Annotated in this window: 17 protein-coding genes; 16 read left to right on the top strand and 1 reads right to left on the bottom strand. The window is 60.0% G+C overall.

Features of this window, described 5'->3' with window-relative positions; translation table 11 throughout:
* The first annotated feature begins 43 nt into the window (after positions 1–43).
* The gene (locus H6851_09975; GenBank protein ID MCB9943933.1) at positions 44–715 is read left to right on the top strand and encodes a TetR/AcrR family transcriptional regulator; all 672 of its coding nucleotides are present in this window, start codon (positions 44–46) and stop codon (positions 713–715) included.
* A gap of 34 nt (positions 716–749) precedes the next feature.
* Here H6851_09975 and H6851_09980 read toward each other — a convergent pair whose 3' ends face one another.
* Positions 750–1,451, bottom strand: a complete 702-nt coding sequence (locus H6851_09980; GenBank protein ID MCB9943934.1) for a 2,4-dihydroxyhept-2-ene-1,7-dioic acid aldolase — start codon at positions 1,449–1,451, stop codon at positions 750–752.
* A 422-nt stretch (positions 1,452–1,873) separates the two neighbouring features.
* On the opposite strand from H6851_09980, the gene H6851_09985 reads away from it, so the two are divergent.
* The 15 genes from H6851_09985 (at position 1,874) to dusA (ending at position 19,283) form a co-directional block, all read left to right on the top strand.
* Entirely contained in the window at positions 1,874–3,943 is a 2,070-nt protein-coding gene (locus tag H6851_09985; GenBank protein MCB9943935.1) for a hydantoinase/oxoprolinase family protein, read from the top strand.
* 16 nt (positions 3,944–3,959) lie between these two features.
* Positions 3,960–5,621 (top strand): hydantoinase B/oxoprolinase family protein, encoded by a 1,662-nt coding sequence (locus H6851_09990; GenBank protein ID MCB9943936.1) that lies wholly within the window; start codon positions 3,960–3,962, stop codon positions 5,619–5,621.
* Positions 5,618–6,439 carry an SDR family oxidoreductase gene (locus tag H6851_09995; protein ID MCB9943937.1) on the top strand — a complete coding sequence of 274 codons (822 nt, stop codon included), beginning with the start codon at positions 5,618–5,620 and terminating at the stop codon, positions 6,437–6,439. The genes H6851_09990 and H6851_09995 overlap by 4 nt, the downstream gene beginning before the upstream one ends.
* Positions 6,440–6,487: 48 nt before the next feature.
* Complete coding sequence (locus H6851_10000) at positions 6,488–7,837, top strand: ABC transporter substrate-binding protein (GenBank protein ID MCB9943938.1); 1,350 nt, start codon at positions 6,488–6,490, stop codon at positions 7,835–7,837.
* A 114-nt stretch (positions 7,838–7,951) separates the two neighbouring features.
* Positions 7,952–8,818, top strand: coding sequence for a branched-chain amino acid ABC transporter permease (locus H6851_10005; GenBank protein MCB9943939.1), 867 nt, complete (start codon positions 7,952–7,954; stop codon positions 8,816–8,818).
* 22 nt (positions 8,819–8,840) lie between these two features.
* Positions 8,841–9,839 (top strand): branched-chain amino acid ABC transporter permease, encoded by a 999-nt coding sequence (locus H6851_10010; GenBank protein ID MCB9943940.1) that lies wholly within the window; start codon positions 8,841–8,843, stop codon positions 9,837–9,839.
* Between the two features lie 2 nt (positions 9,840–9,841).
* Positions 9,842–10,618: an ABC transporter ATP-binding protein gene (locus H6851_10015; GenBank protein ID MCB9943941.1), complete on the top strand. Its 777-nt coding sequence runs from the start codon at positions 9,842–9,844 to the stop codon at positions 10,616–10,618.
* The gene (locus tag H6851_10020) at positions 10,608–11,351 is read left to right on the top strand and encodes an ABC transporter ATP-binding protein (GenBank protein MCB9943942.1); all 744 of its coding nucleotides are present in this window, start codon (positions 10,608–10,610) and stop codon (positions 11,349–11,351) included. The genes H6851_10015 and H6851_10020 overlap by 11 nt, the downstream gene beginning before the upstream one ends.
* A gap of 47 nt (positions 11,352–11,398) precedes the next feature.
* A complete protein-coding gene (locus H6851_10025; GenBank protein ID MCB9943943.1) occupies positions 11,399–12,610 on the top strand; it encodes an aspartate transaminase in 1,212 nt (403 codons plus the stop codon).
* Positions 12,611–12,638: 28 nt separating this feature from the next.
* Complete coding sequence (locus H6851_10030) at positions 12,639–13,574, top strand: LysR family transcriptional regulator (protein ID MCB9943944.1); 936 nt, start codon at positions 12,639–12,641, stop codon at positions 13,572–13,574.
* Positions 13,575–14,295: 721 nt separating this feature from the next.
* Complete coding sequence (locus tag H6851_10035; GenBank protein ID MCB9943945.1) at positions 14,296–15,321, top strand: TRAP transporter substrate-binding protein; 1,026 nt, start codon at positions 14,296–14,298, stop codon at positions 15,319–15,321.
* Complete coding sequence (locus H6851_10040; GenBank protein ID MCB9943946.1) at positions 15,321–15,905, top strand: TRAP transporter small permease; 585 nt, start codon at positions 15,321–15,323, stop codon at positions 15,903–15,905. The genes H6851_10035 and H6851_10040 overlap by 1 nt, the downstream gene beginning before the upstream one ends.
* The gene (locus tag H6851_10045; protein MCB9943947.1) at positions 15,902–17,191 is read left to right on the top strand and encodes a TRAP transporter large permease; all 1,290 of its coding nucleotides are present in this window, start codon (positions 15,902–15,904) and stop codon (positions 17,189–17,191) included. The genes H6851_10040 and H6851_10045 overlap by 4 nt, the downstream gene beginning before the upstream one ends.
* A 142-nt stretch (positions 17,192–17,333) precedes the next feature.
* Entirely contained in the window at positions 17,334–18,023 is a 690-nt protein-coding gene (locus H6851_10050) for an SDR family NAD(P)-dependent oxidoreductase (GenBank protein ID MCB9943948.1), read from the top strand.
* 207 nt (positions 18,024–18,230) lie between these two features.
* A complete protein-coding gene (dusA, locus tag H6851_10055; GenBank protein ID MCB9943949.1) occupies positions 18,231–19,283 on the top strand; it encodes a tRNA dihydrouridine(20/20a) synthase DusA in 1,053 nt (350 codons plus the stop codon).
* The last annotated feature ends 61 nt before the right edge of the window (positions 19,284–19,344 follow it).

A 19,344-nucleotide genomic window follows, 5' to 3' on the forward strand; every position in this document is an offset into this window, starting at 1 on the left:
GCATCGTTGCCCGAGGGACCCTGCATTGGGATGGAGAGACGTGATGAACCAGACAGGTGCCGGGAGCGGCCGGGAAACACGGTCGGACGGCGCGACCACCCGCCGCCGGATCCTCGAAGTCGCAGGAGAACGGTTCGCGGCCGCCGGGTTCGCCGAGACAAGCAACAAGGAAATCGCGGCGGTGGCCGGGGTCGATCTGGCCTCGATCAACTATCATTTCGGAACGCGCGCCGGTCTCTATCAGGCGGTCTTGGCCGAAGCGCATCGCCGACTGGCAGACCGCGATGACCTTGAGCGGATTGTCGGCGGCACCGGCACGGCCCATGACAGACTGCGCGCGCTTATAAGGTTTCTTCTCGGCGGAGGGCAGTCACAATGGCCGATGATCGTCCTGGGCCGTGAACTGCTGTCGCCCTCGTCACATTTCCAGACGTTGCAGGAAGACGAGATCCTGCCGAAGATACGGATTGCGCTTCCGCTTCTTAGTGAATTGTCCGGAATTCCGCGGGACGACCCGCAACTGCTGCCCTCGCTCATCTGCGTGATGATCCCCTGCGTGGCGATTTCCCTGGTTGCCCGGGGAAGCACGCCCCTGGCCATCCGGCTCCAGGAAGCCACGATGGACGAGATCTCGGACCAACTGTTCCGCTTCGCGACAGGCGGCCTGGAGGCGCTTGGATCCCGGCATGAGACGGATGGGAACGGGGCAGGATGAGAAAAAAAGGTTCGATATGTTCCCTGTTTCCCGATCAGGCCAACTTGGCCTGAAACTCGCGGATGCCCTGACCGATGAAGGGGTCCATGTGATAGTAGATGAATTGCGCACCTTGCGCAGTCCAGTAGGCCAGGCGGTCCAGTGTGGTCAGCGTTCCGCCGATCTTGCCGGCGCTGGTGATTTTCGTCAGCGCCAGTTTGACCATTTCTTCAAGTTCGGGCGGTGGAGGATTTCCAGCTCCCGAGTACGGCATAAGCCCCATGGACTGCGCCAGATCGTTGGGGCCGATGAAGAAAACATCCACGCCTTCGACCGCAAGCATCTCATCGAGTTCGTTCTGGACGGTTTCGGCGCTTTCGATCATGCAGACCACCAGCCGCTTCTCATAGTCGGTGGGGCAGGCATATTGCACCGTATCGACAATGGCCTGCGCCTGCTCGGCCGTCTCCACCATGGGGACCATGATGCCGTCGGCACCCATGTTCAGGTAGCGGATGATCGTGGACCGCTGATGCGAATCCGGGCGCACGATCATGGCACCGCCGGCGCCTCGGACGGTTTGCCCCATGACGCGAATGTCCTCGTGCGACCAAGGCCCGTGTTCGCAATCGGCAAAGATCGCATCGGCACCGATTTCCACCAGCCTTGATGCCAGCGTTACAGAGTTGTGGTGTGGGTTGATCATCCCGATGCGCTGTCCGGCTAGAAGTTTTTCCCGCATTTGAATTCCGCGCATGTCGATCGCTTTCCAGGTTGATTTCGCTAACATCCATGCCCGACCGCATATGGCAGGCAGATAGGAAGGATCACCTTTTTGGGGTCATCACGATCCTCAAATTCTTCGTGGCGATCTGGCTTGTATGAGTGACGAGTGGCGGTAAACCGTCAACCCGGAGCACGGCCGTTATCCAGAAATGCTATGGTGGTAGAGTGTTGGGCGGTGTCTCGTTGCTTCCGTGACATGGTTACCCGCCGGTCAGCCATCTTAATTCGCTATGACGGCAGATGCGTTCTCTGTATTCCGCCGGATCGTGCGCTGCTCCTAGCCTTTGATTGGAAAATCGACAGAGATTCCGGGCTCATGACGGCCAGCGCCCATAACTGGCATGGCGCATCTTCCGGGACCTCACGAAACTTGTAGGAGCAACTGGGACGGTCATGGCAAGACTTGCATTCGATACTGGCGGTACATTCACGGATTTTGCCCTGATCGACGATAACGGTGCCTTGCACCTTCACAAGATACTGAGCACGCCCCTCGATCCGGCCGAAGCCGTGATTCAGGGCATCGACGAACTTCTGGAACTCCACGCCGATCAGGCGCCGCTCTCCGGTCTTCAGATCCTCGGTGCGACGACTGTCGTTACCAACGCAATCCTGGAGCGTAAGGGAGCTGAGACCGCATTCGTGACCACCGCCGGTTTCGAAGATCTTCTGAAGATCAGGACCGAAGGTCGATACGATCTGTATGATCTGAACATTGAATACCCCGATCCGCTTGTACCTCGCGCGCGCATCTACGGAGCGATCGAGCGCGTGGCCGTGGATGGCACGATCATGACACCGCTCGACGAAGGCTGCATCAGGGACATCGCCGCGAAGCTGAAACAGGATACGGTAAGTTCCGTGGCAGTCTGCCTGCTGCACGCCTACAAATATCCTGAGCATGAGCAACGGATCGCAGAGATCCTGCGTGCCGAACTGCCAGACGTCGCAGTGTCCATTTCGTCGGAGGTCTGCCCCGAGGTGCGGGAATTCGACCGCGCCTCGACGACGGTTGCCAACGCATACACCCGCCCGATCATGGCGTCGCACACTGGAAACCTCGAGGCCGAGTTTCAGGAGCGCGGCGTTGTGAACCAGTTGCTCTGGATGACGTCGAGCGGTGGCGTGGTACCCGGGCGCCGGGCCGCCGAGCTTCCTGTGCGACTCATCGAATCCGGTCCCGCCGCAGGCGCCGTCGCCGCTGCCGAGTTTGGCCGGCTCGCCGGGGAAAATAGCCTTCTGTCCTTCGACATGGGCGGCACCACGGCCAAGCTGTGCATCATTCCCAACGGCGAGCCCACCATCGGCACGGATCTTGAAGTCGCGCGCCATCAGCGTTTCCAGCGCGGGTCCGGATTCCCGCTCAAGATCCAGTCGATACAGATGATCGAGATTGGCGCGGGTGGTGGCAGTATCGCGGCACGGACACCGCTTGGGCTGCTGGATGTCGGGCCGCGCAGTGCCGGTGCGTTGCCGGGCCCCGCTTCCTACGGGCGGGGCGGGACCGAGCCTACGGTGACCGACGCCGATATCGTGCTGGGTTACATGGGCGTTGAGTCCTTCGTCGGCGGCACGTTCAAGATCGACCGTGAATTGGGCGAAATGGCGATAAAGCGCATCGCCGACGATCTGGGCATCTCGCAGGAACGGGCGGCCTGGGGCATCCATGACCTGATCAACGACAGCATGAGCAAGGCTGCGTCGATGCACGCCACCGACCTAGGCCTGGATGCCCGCAAACTGCCCATGGTCGCGTTCGGCGGTGCAGGGCCGGTTCACGCCTACGGTGTCGCAAAGAAACTGGGCATCAAGAAGGTCATTTACCCGACGGGCGCGGGCGTGACCTCTGCCATCGGTCTGCTGATCGCGCCCGTGGCCGTCGACCTTTCCGTTTCGATGCCGATGTCGCTCGGCCTGTGGGACGGAGACGCCATGCGCAACCTGCTCAATCAGCTGTCCAGCCAGGGCGCAGAGGTCGTCGTCTCTGGCGGCGTGGACCCCGCCACGATCGAGAACCGGTTCACCGTCGACATGCGGCATATCGGTCAGGGACACGAAATCAGTGTCTCGTTGCCGGACCTGTCGCTGCCCGAGGACACGTTCATCGAGGAGCTGCGGAACAAATTCCACAAGCAGTACCGCGAACTCTACGGACGGATCGTGCACGGCTCGGAAGTCGAGGTCATCACCTGGCGTCTCCGCGCTGGGGGCGAGAAGGCGACGATTTCCGGTTTCAGCGCCGATGCCGAAATTGTCGACGCGTTGAAGGGGCACCGCCCCGCCTATTTCCACGAAGCCGGCGGATATGTGGATACCCCTGTCTACGACCACTACCGGTTTGCCGTCGACGCCGTGATCGAGGGCCCCGCCGTCATCGAACAGCGCGAGTCGACCGTCGTTTTCGGCCCGGATGCCAGTGCGTGCAAGGATGCGTGCGGCAATCTCATCCTAACCATCAAGTAAGGAGCCTGACATGCAAATGCGTGCACCGATGCAGGACTTCCAGGACCCGATCACCCTACAGGTGATGTGGAACCGGCTGGTCTTTATTGCAGACCAGGCAGACAACGTCCTGGGCCGAACAGCTTTTTCGCCGATCGTACGCGAGAATCACGACTACGTGACCGTGCTCATGGATTCACGTGGACGGGCGTTGTCGCAATGCACGTGGTCGATCCCGGTGTTCATCTCGTCTTTGCCGGCCGCCGTCCAGAACCACTTTCTGAAGGCCTTTCCCCCCGAAACGCTGAAGCCGGGTGACGTCCTGGCCACCAACGATGCAGATATCGGTACAGGTCATCTGCTTGACGTGACGATGGTCACGCCAATCTTCAAGAATGGCAAGGTCGTGGCTTATGCCGGGTCCATCGCACATATGCCGGATATCGGCGGCCGCCCGCTGTCCCCTGACGCGACTGACATTTTCGAGGAAGGCATCCGCTTTCCGATGATGAAGATGCACCGCGAGGGTGAGCCCAACCGCGACATGCTGGACATCATCGCCGCAAGCGTGCGTCTGCCGTACGAGGTAATGGGCGATCTGGAAAGCATGGTCGCGGCCAACGCCGTCATGGCGCGTGAACTGGAACGGTTCCTGGACGATTACGACCTGGACGAAGTCGACATCTTGGCCGACGCGATCCACTCCCGCTCCGAGGCGCGGATGCGCCAGGCGATCAGCGCGCTGCCGGACGGCGTCTACAAGAGCGAAGTCATGCTCGATGGCTTCGACGACGATGTCCACCTCAAGGTCGCCGTCGAGGTAAAGGACGATACCGTCCATGTCGACTATGCGGGGACGTCCGATCAGGTCCTTCACGGAATCAATTGCCGCCCGAACTATCGCTTCGCGCATTCGGTCTATGCGATCAAGTGCCTGCTGGATCCGGGCACGCCCAACAACGAGGGCTGCATCAACCCGATTACCGACAGCGCTCCGCTGGGGTCGATCCTGAATCCTCGGGCATCCGCGGCCGGGAACTCCCGGAACCTCGTCGGACACGTCATTCCCAGTGCTATTTTCCGGGCTATGCAGGAAATCCTGCCGGAACGGGTGATCGGGGACAGTGGCGGTGCACCGATCTGGGCAACGAACTGCATGGGGCAGCATGCCGACGGAACGTCGTATGGCTCGATGCAGTACTACCACGGCGGGCAGGGCGGTCGGGCAACTCTCGACGGACTGGACGCGCTGAGCTTTCCGTCCAACTGCAAGGCCACGCCGGTAGAGATGTTTGAACTTGCCGTGCCGGTCCTTACGGAATGCAAGGAGCTTATCCGGGACTCCGGGGGTATCGGCAAATATCGCGGCGGTATGGGACAGCGTTCGATCCTGCGCAATCTCTCACCGCTTCCGATGAGCATCTACGTGTCGTCGGAGCGGGTCAAATACCCCTGTTTCGGTGTCGTTGGTGGACAGGATGGTCGCCCCGGTCAGGTGCTCAAGAACGGCGAGCCGCATTTTCCCAAAGGTAAGATCCGTCTCGATCCGGGCGATCGTTTGACGATGGAGAGTCCCGGCGGCGGCGGATGGGGTGATCCGGCGGAACGGCCCGTTGCCGATATCGAAGGCGACCTCAGCGAGGGCTGGGTCACACAGGCGGCAAGCCGCAAAGCCTATCCGCATTGGAAGCCGGAATGACCGCCGGTACGGCGTCTGTCCGCCGGCTGGAGAACCGCGTTATCGTCATTACCGGCGCAGGGTCCGGCATCGGAAGTGCGGCCGCGCGGCTCCTCGCAGAAGAGGGCGCCGCTGTGGTCCTCGTCGGCCGCCGTGCCGCCGCGCTTGAGGCGGTCGCGGAGCAAATTGAAAAGGCCGGAGGGAGCGCGCTGGCGCATGCGGCGGACATCTCGGACGTGGACGAGGTGCGGGTCTTGGTGGAAACTGCCGAAAGCCACTTTGGTCCGGTGGACATTCTCGTAAACAATGCGGGGCGGGCAAGCGAAGTGCTCAACGCGCGGTGGATGACCAACGAGGATTGGGCCGAGACGGTCTCGTTGAACCTCACGGCAGTGTTCCAGCTGACGCGTGCGGTGTTGCCGTCAATGATCGCCAGGGGCGGAGGTTCCATCGTGACGGTATCGTCGCTGGCGGCGGACCGGCCCAACCTTCTGGGCGGGCCGGCGTACGGCGCCGCAAAGGCAGGCGTGCGAAACTTCATGGGGTACCTGCACAACACTTACCGCAACCAGATGATCCGGGCGACGACCATCCTGCCAGGCGAGACGAACACACCAATCATGGATCTGCGGGCCCGTCCTCCGGAAGCGGAGGAAAGGGCGGTCATGCTCGACCCGGACGACGTCGCCGCCGCGATCCACCTGTGTTGTACACTGCCTGCGAGAGCCGTGATCGAAGAACTCAAGATTGCGCCGACATTTCAACGAAATATCGAAGTGGACCTTGAGGTTGCGCGGTGGCTGGGCGTGCCGGGCGACTTTCCCGACGCGCCGAAATAATCCAGTCCGGCGACGCAATCCGCGCCGGTCTGGTCATCAAATAATCCTATGGTGACAGAGCGAGCCAGTAATGGCTACGCCCAGATCCAGTCGCTAACGTTAACCATCAGAGGCCGGCAAAATGGCCCTGAATGCCCCCAAGAGAGGGTAGCCCGCCACACGGCGGATTCAACAGAGAGAGAGGCCATCATGAAAAATAATACCCTGTCACGTTCTGGCGCCCGTTTAGCGGCGGCGCTGGGTGCAACTGCGATCAGCGCGGCGCTGCTTCTGTCCGGTGCGTCTTCCTTTGCGCAGGAGGACAACGTCCAGATCGGTCTGGTTACCCCGATGGCCGGTGCAAACGCGCGGTTCGGGGGCTTCGCCCTTCGGGGAATGGAACTGGCCATCAAGGAGATCAACGAGGCCGGTGGCGTGAACGGCCGGATGCTGGAACTGTCCTATGGAGACAGCCAGTGCGCTCCGGTCGAAGGCGTCTCGGCCACGCGCCGCCTGATCGAGAGCAACGAGGTTGATTTCATCCTTGGCGACGTGTGCTCGTCGGTGACGCTGGCGATGCAGCCCATCGTCGAAGAGGCGGGCGTCCTGCTGCTGAACGCGGCATCCTCGAACCCGCAGATCACCTACGGCGCCGGGGTCGGCGGGTTCGAATGGACCTTCCGCAACTACATCACCGACGAGATACGTGCGCGGGCCGTCCAGCAGTTCGCCTATGAAAACCGTGGCTACACCAAGTTCGCGGTGCTGTCCGTCGACAGCGACTTCGGGCGCGGTGCCATTAATTTCGCACGCAAATACCTGCCCGAATTCAATGGCGAGATCGTCAGTGAGGACTACTACAGGGAGGGCGAAGTTGATTTCCGCTCGGTTTTGACCAAGATCAAGAATTCGGGGGCCGAGGCGATCATCATGTACGGCTTGGGCGACACCACCCCGGTGATCGGCCGCCAGATGATCGAGCTGGGTATGGCGGGAAAGATCCCACTGATAGGCGATGGCGAGTTCAACGCATCGAACACGCTGAAAGCCGCTGGAAAAGCGATGGAAGGCGCGATCCAGGCGATCTTCTGGCTGCCGACGTTGGACAGTGAGCGCTCGCTCGAATTCGTGGAGAACTACAAGGCGGAATATGGCGGCGAGGAACCCAACAACCACGCCTATTCGCATTGGGACAGCACCCATCTGCTTGCAGAAGCCATCAAGATCGCTGGAAGCGCCGAGCCCGAAGCCGTGCAGGCGGCTCTGGAGGAAAACACCTTCGAAAGCGCTGTGGGAACGGTGAAATTCGATGACCATCACCAAGCGAAGCTGCCGATGATCCTGCTTGAGATCGTGGACGGCGAGATCCAGGTCGTGGGCAGCGTCGAAGGCGATATCAACTACCCACCAGCCAACTGACCTGCGTTCTGCTTCGGACCGTGCCGGATGTGCGGTCCGAAGAATCCCTTTGAACGGGTCGGGGGCAATCTCGCCGCTGCCCTATTTCCAGAAACCGAAATGATGGGACGGGCAATGCTTCTCTTCGAGCAGTTTCTGAACGGAATCGTCACCGGATCTGTCTACTCGATCGTGGCAGTCGGGATGACCATGATTTTCGGGGTTCTCCGTGCCATCAACTTCGCGCATGGCGAATACTACATGTTCGGAACCTTCGGTGGCTGGATCGTGCTTGACTGGTTAGGGCTTCCGTATCCTGCCGCGATCGTCGCGGGCGTTCTTGCAACGTTCCTTGTCGCGGCGCTGGTGGGTCAGGTGGTCATGCGGCACATGGTCGGCCGGTCCGCGGAAGCCGGTGTCCTCGCCACGCTGGGTATCGCGCTGGTCCTTCAGAACACGGTGATCTTCTTCCTCGGCGGCAGCTACAAGTTCTTTGCCGGTGGTTATATCGAACCCGTGGAGTTCTGGGGTATCTCCCTGGCGCAGCAGAGGATCCTGATTCTGGTGGTCGTCGTGCTGATATTCAGCACCCTTGAGTTCATGGTGACCTACACGCGGTTCGGCAAGTCGATGCGGGCTGTCGCGCAGAATATCGAATGTTGCGAGGTCGTCGGGATCGATGTGCCCAAGGTGGTGTTCCGCACCTTCGTGCTGGGCGCCATCCTTGCCGGCCTTGCCGGCGTCCTGACGGGACCTATCAACGTCACGATCTATCCTGGCATGGGCGAGATCATCACGTACAAGACGCTTCCCATCATCGTCATGGGCGGGCTTGGCAATGTGCGCGGAACGCTCGTCGCGGCGATGGTCCTTGGCGTCGCCGAGAGTTTCGTCTCTGCCTACATGGGCCTGCAATATCGGGACGCGGTCGGCTTCGCCACGCTTATCCTGATCCTGATGGTTCGCCCGCACGGCCTGTTTGGCACGACAACCCGATTTTGATCCCATTTTCGTGAGAAGTACCATGCAAACCACATATCTGGCGCCTACCGGGCTCTCCGACAGACGCTTTATCGTCATCGTCGTGGCCGTCGTACTGCTCGCTGTTGCGCCGTTCGTTCTGGGTCGGTATGTCCTTCACTCGATGATCGTGGCGATGATCTTCATGTTGCCCGCGATCGGCCTGAACCTGATCGTTGGTTTCACCGGCCTGCTGTCGCTGGCGCAGGCGGCCTTCTTCGGCATCGGCGCCTACGCGTCGGCCCTCATGGCGATACACTGGGGCACGCCGTTCTACGTGAACTTTCCGCTCGCCGGCATCGTGGCCGGTGTGATCGCGGCGCCCCTTGCGGTTCCGGCGCTGCGGTTGCGGACGACTTCGTTCGTGATGTGCACGCTGGGTTTCGTGATCATCAGCCAGGCGGTATCCAAGAACTGGGTCTCGGTCACGCGCGGGGACATGGGGCTGTCGAACGTTCCGAACCCAGAGTTTTTCCTCGGTCCGCTGTCCTTCACCGTGTCGACCATCGTGGGCCAGTATTACCTGCTGCTCATTATCGCCTGCGCGATGGTGGCGTTGATGTACGGAATCGTCCGGTCGGCGGCGGGGCGCAACATGATCGCCATCCGCGAGAACGAGACGCTGGCGGAGTCGATGGGCGTTCCGACCTGGCGGGTCAAACTGTCGGTCTTCGTCCTCTCGGCGTTCTTCGCGGGGCTTGGCGGCAGCGTCTATGTCCACTACCTGACCATCGTAAGCCCGCTGACCTTCCAGACCCACTACACCACGACGATCCTGATCATCGTCCTCGGCGGCGGTCCCGGCACGATCACGGGAGCCATCCTGGGCAGCTTCCTTTTCGTTGGCCTGTCCGAGGCGCTTCGGATCGCGCCCGAAATACGCATGATCCTCTACGGTCTTTGCCTCCTGGTGCTGGTGTTCTGGTTTCCGAAGGGCTTCAGCTCGTTGATTGAGTGGTTCTGGTCCAAATTCACGCCAGCCCAAAAGGCGGGAAGTGAGTGAACATGACACATCACCCAACCCCGGTATTCGAGGTGAGCGGGCTCACCAAGTCCTACAATTCGGTGATCGCGGTCGACAATCTGAGCATGCACGTGAACCGCGGCGAGATCTGTGGTCTCATTGGTCCGAATGGTTCCGGCAAGTCGACCTTCTTTGATTGCTGCACCGGGCTGGCAAGGCGCAATGCGGGCCAGGTCCTGATCGACGGACAGGACGTGTCGGACTGGTCACTCAACCGGATCGCCCGAGAGGGCCGACTGCTGCGCAGTTTCCAGAAAACCGTCGTCTACAAGTCGATCAACGCGGAAGAAAACCTGATCATTGCGGGGCAGATGTTTGCGTTTCCATCGCTGGTCTCGACCTATTCCTTTGGCCGCCGGGCGCGGCAGCGGGTCGAGACCTTGCGGAAGCGGGCCCGGGAACTGGTCGAGATTGTCGGTCTTGCGGCGGTGGCCCACCAGCCGGCGGGAAACCTGTCGGGCGGGCAGCAGAAACTGATCCAGTTCGCCTCGATGCTGATGCCGCAGCCGAAAATCATCCTGCTGGACGAGCCCATGGCGGGGATCAATCCCGAGATGATCAAGAAGGTGATGGAGAACATTGTCTACGCGAATAGGGATTTGGGGATCTCTTTTCTCATCATCGAACACAACATAGACGTGATCACGAGCCTGTGCAGCCGGGTCGCCGTCCTCGACCAGGGCGCGAAGCTGGCAGAAGGGACGCCGGCCGAGATCATCGCCGACAAGCGCGTGCGGGAGGCCTATCTTGGCGGATGAAATGGATCTTAGGCTTGTCGATTTGCAAGCGGGGTATGGCAACCTGGATATCCTGCACGGTGTAGACCTGTCCGTCTCTGCCGGGGAATTCGTCTCGCTGATGGGCCCCAATGGCGCCGGGAAGTCCACGCTTCTGAAGACCATCTACGGGATGACCACCATCAAAAGCGGGTCGATCTTGTGGGGAGGGACGGAACTCGCGGGCATGAAACCGCGCGATGTCCTGGGGCAGGGTATTAGCTATGTCCCCCAAGGGCGCTGTAATTTCCCACAGATGACGGTCGAGGAAAACCTCGAGATGGCCGCCTATACCATCCCCGGCGGCAGCAGCGACGAGGAGAAGGACCGCATCTTCGACCTGTTTCCCGTGCTCAAGTCCCGGCGTGGTACGATGGCCGGAAACATGTCCGGCGGCGAGCAGCAATTGCTGGAAATGGCGATGGCCATGCTTCAGCGTCCGCGCGGCCTGCTGGTCGACGAACCTTCGGTCGGACTGTCACCTGCGGCAATCGGTCTCGTATTCGACGAACTGTGCCGGATCCACGAAAGCGGTCTGACGATCCTTCTGGTGGAGCAGAACACCAAGAAGGCGATGGAATATTCCAAGCGGGCCGTCGTGTTGCGCCTTGGCAAGGTCATCTGGGACAGCCCGCCAGGAGACCTCAGCCACGATGACCTCGGCGAGTTATTCATGACCGGCGAGGCTTCCGCTCTCCAGCCCCATTCCGAATGACCACGACTGAAGACCCGGTATTTCGCGCCGGACTACAGGAGACTCCCATGATCTCTTTTGAACCATCCGCCCGCGTTCAGCGGATCAAGATCTCGCCGACGACCGCCGCCGCCGCGCTGACCCGAGAGATGAAGGCCGCGGGGCGGAATATCGTGGATCTGACGATCGGCGAGCCGGATTTCGACACTCCGGAACCCATTCGGGCCGCGGCGATCGCCGCCATCGAACGTCGCGAAACGCGCTATACCTCCGTCAACGGGACACCGCAGCTGCGGACGGCGATCATCAACGATTATTCGCGCCGCCTGGGACTGGCCTATTCCGACAACGAGATCTGCATCGGCGGCGGAGCCAAGCAGATTCTGTTTATCGCCATGACGGTCACCCTCAATCCCGGGGACGAGGTGATCATTCCCGCGCCCTATTGGGTAAGCTATCCCGATATGGCGCTGGCCAACGACGGTGTTCCCGTCATCGTCCCTTGTCCCCAGGAGGATGGCTTCCTGCTGACGCCCGAACGGCTGGAGGCGGCGATCACGCCCAAGACACGGTGCCTCGTTCTGAACACCCCCGGCAACCCGACCGGCGCTGCCTATTCCGAAACCGAGCTCGCGGCTCTCGCTGAGGTCCTTCTGCGGCATCCGCGGATCATGGTCCTTTGCGACGAGATCTATGATCAGATATGGTTTCAGGACGAACCGATCCGCAGCCTCGTGTCTGTCGAGCCTCGCATGAGGGATCAGGCGTTGGTCGTGAACGGCGTGTCGAAGGCCTATGCAATGACGGGATGGCGCATCGGATATGGTGCTGGACCGGCAGACATGGTGTCGGCCATCAACAAGCTTCAGTCGCAGGAATCTTCCTGCCCATCATCGATCAGCCAGGCGGCTGCCGCCTTCGCGTTGTCCTCACCGGACCAGTCATTCATCAAGGAAAGCGTGACATGCTACCGGCAACGGAAAGACTTTGTCGTGTCTCGTCTGAACGCCACGCCGGGGCTCAGCTGTAGCGACCCCGCCGGGGCGTTTTACCTTTACGCGAACTGCGCCGAGGTCATTGGCAAGACCACGCCCGACGGTACCGTGATCGAAAATGACAAGGACTTCGTTCTTTATCTTCTGGAGAAAGGCGGAGTGTCTTCGGTTCACGGCGAAGCCTATGGTTTGTCTCCCTATTTCCGCCTGTCGATTGCAAGCTCGATGGATACCCTGCGCGAGGGCTGCAACCGCATCGAAGCTGCGTGTCGCGCATTGCGGTAGGCTTGATTGTGAACTACCGTTTGCGGCTATGGCAATAGAGTTCCGCAAGCTTCGTCACTTTGTAAAGGTCGTGGATACTGGCAGCATCTCGCGTGCCGCCAGTATTCTGCGTATCGCCCAGCCCGCCCTCAGTCAGCAGATCGTTTCGCTTGAAACTCACTTTCGGCAAAAGCTGCTGATCCGGTCGAACAGGGGGATCGTCCCGACCGAGGCCGGGCTGCTGTTTTATCGCCACGCGCAGACGATCCTGAAGCAGTTCGATCAGGCGCAACTGGACATGTCCAAGTCTGCTTCGACGCTGGGAGGCCGTGTTTCGATTGGCCTTGGGACTTATTGCGCCCTGCCGTCCTTGTCTTTGAACATCCTGTCCACGATGCTGAGCCGGCATCCCAACATCACGGTCCATATTACGGACAGCTTCGGTTATATCATCAGTGAGTCAATCATGACCGGGCGGATGGATCTTGCCGCAATCTGCGGCCTGGGGCCGATCAAGGGCGTCCAGCTTTCTCCGCTCTTTCACGAAGAGCTCTTCCTCGTGCTGCCAAAGAACATGTTGACCTCGTTTCAGCCAGATACCCCGGTGCAGATGCGCCAGCTGAACGATCTGCGCATATTGCTGCCAGGCAACATAAACTACCTGCGTACTGTGCTGAACGAGGCGTTTATCAGGGCACGGGTCACGCCCAGCATCGTGGCCGATATCGAATCCACGACTGTCATGGGCGAAGCGGTTGCGGCAGGGATGGGGGCGACGATCCTGCCACTTTCGGTTGCACACCAGCTTGGCATCCCGATGGAGCAGATTCGACCCTTGTCACACCCGAAGGTCGAAGTCCCAACGTCTCTGTGTGTGTCCGATCATCTTCCGATGTCAGAGCCGGTGGCCGCGGCGCGCGAGGTTCTTTTGGAAGTCGTGAACGATTTCGTTCAACGCCAAACGCAGGGCATCCGCAGGGCCTGACCCGCGACATTCACCAGCAGGTGAGTACCGCGCGGCAATAGGTACCGCACCGTGTGGTTCAGACAATTTCGAATGCGTCGCCACGAGTGTTGGCGTCGGCTGCGACGGTTCCGGGCGTGCGCCTGCGTATCGCGCATCTGTCACTACCAACGTGCCCATTTTGGAAGGTTGTTAAATCATTCTCAGGTAAAAATCGGCAGTCAGCCGTGCACCCGTGAATCCAGCTTTCAATTCGATGAGTTGTCATCAGGTTTTCATATGGCTCTAGAGCGATCTAGTTCTATGCGTAGTCCATCACCTCCGCCTAGTCTTTTCTTGAGAGGCCAGCAAAAGAGACTGCAATATAAAGCGATTGTCCGTCAATGCGTCGGTCCGACGGAGAGCTAAGATGAAAGCCAATACTATCTCCCAACCGCCGTCGCCAGCCTCAATGTCAATGGCGTCACGGATGCCTTGGCGTCGTTCGAAGTGCATCTCCGTTAACCCCACTGTCAGGCGGAGACCCGGGTCTCCTTCGCTCGACCCTGAGGTTGTGCAGCCGAGGCATTTTATTGCGACGATGCCCGTACGTTTTCCGCCATGTCGGTGGAAAGGCTGTGACCAGTAGATACCGAGGCTGCGTTAATCCTGCGTCGTGTATCAGTGCGTCTCGGAGTCCAACCAGGCGAACCTGAGTCCGGCCCGCGCGGAGCCAGACACCATTTCAAAAAGGAGAACTACCTTGAAGCAATACCTGAAACAGACGCTGCTTGCCTCGGTGGTCGCGATCGCTGGCATGCCCGCCTATGCCCAGGACACGTTAAAGGCGACTTTTACTGACCCGGATGATCCCGTGACCTCCTCCGTTTCGTCCTACATGCACGTCTTCAAGAATGAACTCGAACGGATCGCCGGCGAGGATTTCAAGGTGGACCTGTACCCCAATGGTCAACTCGGTGACCAGCGTTCCACGGTTCAGCAGGTCGCGCGCGGTTCGATCCATTTCGCCAACGTGGCGTCAGGCGTCCTCGCGTCACTCTACTATCCCAAGCTGGGCATTGTCGATCTTCCATTCCTCTTCGACAGCCGCACCCAGTTCAACGAGATGATGTCCCGCGACGATCCCTATATCGCCCAACTGCTGGATGAACTGGCTGCCGAGACCGGCATCCGCGTGATTTCGCTGCATGCGAACGGATTCCGCAACCTTACAACCAAGAACAGCAGCGTCTGCGCACCGGAAGACCTTAAGGGTCTCCGCATCAGGACCATGGAAGTCGTGCCGCACCAGAAGATGATTGAGGCCCTTGGCGCGACTGCTGTGCCGATCCCCTATCTGGAGCTCTATACCAGCCTTCAGACGGGTGTGGTGGACGGGCAGGAGAACCCACCGTCGCAGATCCTTCAACAGCGTTTCTATCAGGTGCAGGGCTACATGTCCGAAACGCACCACGTCATGACGGTGGGCGCTCACATCACCAACGAAGCATGGTGGCAATCCCTGACCGACGAGCAGCGCGGTGCCATCCTGGCCGCGAACAAGGAAGCGAGCCTTGCCCTCGATGGTACCAGCCTCGTGCAGAACATGCTGGGCGTTCAGAAGATCCGTGACGAGGGCGTCGAAGTATGTACGCCGTCGCAGGAACAGATGGCTGCGTTCCGCGCTGCTGTGGTCGGGCCGACGAAAGAATGGGCAGTTCAAGAGTTCGGGGCGGAATTCGTCGATACCTTCTTTGCCCACATGGACAGCTTCAAGAGCGGCGACTGATGGCCGCCGGCGTTCGTGAAACCGTAGCGGACGCCATCCCAAACTTCGGAGACAACGGTATGATCACACGGACAATGACGGCGCTTCGAACGCTGGATCGCGCTCTACTTCTACTTAACGCGAACCTCGTGGTCGTTGCGCTACTAAGCATGGCGGTCGTGGTCATAACGTTGGTCGTAGGTCGGAACATGTTCGGCCTGTCTTTCTTCTGGGGCGAAGAACTTGCCCGTTATGCCATGATCTATATGGCTTTCCTTGGGGGCGCCATGGCGCTCCGCTCCGACCAGAACCCGAGGCTGACCGTCTTCATCGACAAGTTGCCAGGAGGTGTGAGAAAATACCTCGAGCGACTGATTGCGGTCTTCATGGCGGCAACGCTTGTCATCCTGTTCCTTCAGGGCATCGATATCACGCTCAACGAAGGCAGGATGACGACACCTGCTCTTCGTATCAAATACTTCTGGGTCTACCTGGCTGTGCCGATCGGTGCGGGTGCCATGTTGATTCAGCTACTCTTTTCCCAGTTCCTGGCTTCACCCCTGACCATCAGGGAAGATGAGGATATCGTGGAAGTCATCGAATGATGTCGGCCTTCGGTGCAATGCTTATCGTGTTCGCGTTTTTGACGGTGGGAGGATTTCCACTTGCTTTCGCGATGCTCCTCTCCTGCATCTTCTATTTCTGGATGGCCGGGGAGCCGATGTATCTTGTCGCTCAGCAATTCATGAACGGCATCGACTTTTTTACGATTATGGCTATTCCGTTCTTCATGCTTGCGGGCGAACTGATGGTGGCTTCCGGTACAGCCGATCGCTTGTTGAAGTTCGCGCAACTTCTGGTCGGTCGCCTGCGGGGCGGTACCGGATACGTGAACATCCTTGCATCGATGCTGTTCGGTGGATGTTCCGGATCATCGGTAGCAGACATCGCTGCCTTGGGACGGATGCAGGTGCAGATGATGGAGAGGTCCGGCTTTTCACGCGACTTCTCTGCCGCGCTGACGGTGTCGACCTCGATCAAGGGCGCGATCATTCCTCCGTCCATTCCCATCGTACTCGTCGGCGCCGTGACCGGAACCTCGATCGGCGGCATGCTCGTCGGTGGGTTAGTCCCGGGCATTCTGGTTGCGGTCGCAATGGCCATCACCGTCTTCATCATGACGCGTCGCATGAACATCGAAAAAAGCCCGCGGAAGACACTGCGTGACGCGCTTCGGATCGTGCTGGATTCGTTACCGTTCCTTGCCATGCCCGGTATCATTCTGGGCGGCATCCTCTCCGGCTTCTTCACGCCGACCGAGGCATCCGCGGCGGCAGTGGCCTGGGGCTTCGTGCTACTGCTGGCGGAAACCCGCTTTTGCCCCGATATGCAGCTTCTCTGGCGTATCTTGCTACGGTCGGGCACCTTGTCGGCTGCCGTTCTGCTTTTGACGGGGGCGTCGAGCGTGTTCTCGTGGGTCCTGGCGACCGAACAGGTACCCGGAACCATCGCGCGGGTGATCTTCACGATCACCGAGAACCCGGTCCTTGTCTTCCTCATCATCAACCTGTTCCTGCTGGTCTGGGGCCTTTTCATGGATGCCCTTCCCGCCATCCTGATTGTGTTGCCAATCCTCACGCCGTTGGCGGGGCAGCTGGGAATCGATCCGGTTCATTTCGGGGTGGTCGCGACGTTCAACCTCATGATCGGTCTCATTACGCCGCCCTACGGCACGGCGCTGTTCACCGGCTCGATCGTGCTTGGCATACCCATCGAACGCATGGTGAGACACATGCTGCCCTTCTTCCTCGCAGCTTTGGCCGTGCTGATGTTCATCACCTATGTTCCCGAGGCGGTTCTATTCCTGCCGCGGATGATGGACCTTCTTTAGGGCCGGCTGCGTGGAATTTCTGCTGAGCCGCAAAGGTGAAGCCACACACGGTGAATGAATTCCCCCCGCGGACTTGCGCCGCCAACGGTGCAAAACACCCAAGGGGATCGAACCAGAATGCAAAATGCAAGGAGTAGAGAATATGTTGGAACCGAATGGTCGCGTTGTCATGGTCTCCGGTGCTTCGCGTGGCATTGGCCGGGCCGTGGCGCTGAAGCTTGCCAGTTCCGGGTTCAAGGTTTCGGCGGGCGTGCGCGATCCCAAATCCCTCGAAGAGGGAGAGAACCTTTCCGTTCATTTCTATGACGCCGACAAAATCGGCGCGGCCGAGGCTTGGGTGGACGCAACGATCCAGAGATGGGGCGGCGTCGATGGCGTCGTGAACGCGGCCGGAATTCATCATCTGGTAAAGGTCTTCGAGGATGGCGAGGAAGAGCTGGACGAAATGTGGCGGGTCAACGTGATGGGACCCTTGCGCGTCATTCGCGCCGCCGTACCGCATCTTGAAAAATCCGGTATCGGGCGCGTTGTGAACATCGCATCGAACGCAGGCAAGCGCGTGCCGAATAACGTGGGATACTCGATGACGAAGTTCGCAGTTGTTGCCCTCAATCACGGAGTCCGTCGCGAGGGGTGGGAGCGGGGCATCCGGTCGACCGCGATCTGCCCCGGACTGGTCAACACCGACATGGCGAAGGTCTTTTCGCTTCCGCCAGAGGAAATGTCCCAACCGGAAGACATCGCCGCCCTTGTGGAAACCGCGCTTTGCGTACCCAACAATGCGGCAGTATCCGAACTGGTCGTTCACTGTCAGTTCGAGCCAATGCTTTAGCGAAAGGGCTATCTATGGTGACGTCAGGAGATGGCGAAACGTGGACTGATGCGGTGGATGTCCTCTTGTATGCCATGGTGATTCTGGATGAACCTTGCGACGGGCACCATCGGTGGCGAAGAAGATGCGCAAACGGGCCAAGGGGGTGCCAGTCGGTGCATTTGGTGCAGAAAAGACGGGAACGGGATAGAACAAGACACGAATCACATGGCCGACAAGAAAGAAAATATTGAAGTCACAAGCGCTGCCCGCCTGTCCGTGGCGCCCATGATCGACTGGACGACGCGGCACTGCCGGTATTTCCACCGTCTCATCGCTCCGCGCGCCCTGCTCTATACGGAGATGATCACTTCGGGTGCGATCATTCACGGCGGCTGCGAACGTTTCCTCGCCCACGATCCGGCCGAACACCCTCTCGCGCTGCAGCTTGGCGGTTCCGATCCGCGCGATCTGCATGAAGCCACGCGCCTGGCCGGTCGTTTTTCGTTCGACGAGATCAACCTCAACGTCGGTTGTCCCTCCGATCGCGTGCAGAGCGGCCGTTTTGGCGCCTGCCTGATGGCCGAACCCGACCTGGTCGCCGACATCGCCGGTGCCATGATCGAGGCCACGGATGCGCCCGTCACCATCAAGACCCGCATAGGCATCGACAATGCACCCGTTCCCGACATGCTCTTCGAACTTGTCGACAAGGCTGCCCGCCGCGGTGTCCGCCGCTTCATCGTCCATGCCCGCCAGGCATGGCTCAAGGGGCTGAGCCCGAAGGAAAATCGCGAAATTCCGCCCCTGCGCCACGGGATTGTCCACGATCTCAAGCGCCGGTATCCCGATCTCACCATCATCGTCAATGGCGGTATCGCGAGTCCTGAAGCGGCCCTCCGGTTCGTCCGCAATCTCGACGGTGTCATGATCGGCCGCAAGGCCTATCATGAGCCCATGAGCCTCGCCGCCTTCGAGCGAACCCTCTTTCGGGAAGCTGTCGCCGACCCGATGCCATCTCCGCATGAAATCGTCCGGCGGATGGCCGACTATGCCGGGCGGCAATGCGATGCCGGTACGCCTGTCCGTGCCATTGCCCGCCACATGCTTGGCCTGTTCGCCGGCCGGCGGGGCGCCAGGGCCTGGCGCCGCCATCTCGGCGAACGCATGCACGAGCCCACCGCCGGCCCCGAAATCCTTCTCGATGCCGCCGCGTTCGTGTCGGAAGATGAAACGCATGAAATCCCGAGCGGAAGACAGGGGGAAATGGCTTGCCCCTGACTTCCCGTCGGGCTCGTGGATGGCGGGTGGCCGGAGGAAATTCCGGCCACCTGCCTTGCCG

Source organism: Geminicoccaceae bacterium (genome assembly GCA_020638465.1).
GTDB lineage: Bacteria > Pseudomonadota > Alphaproteobacteria > Geminicoccales > Geminicoccaceae > JAGREO01.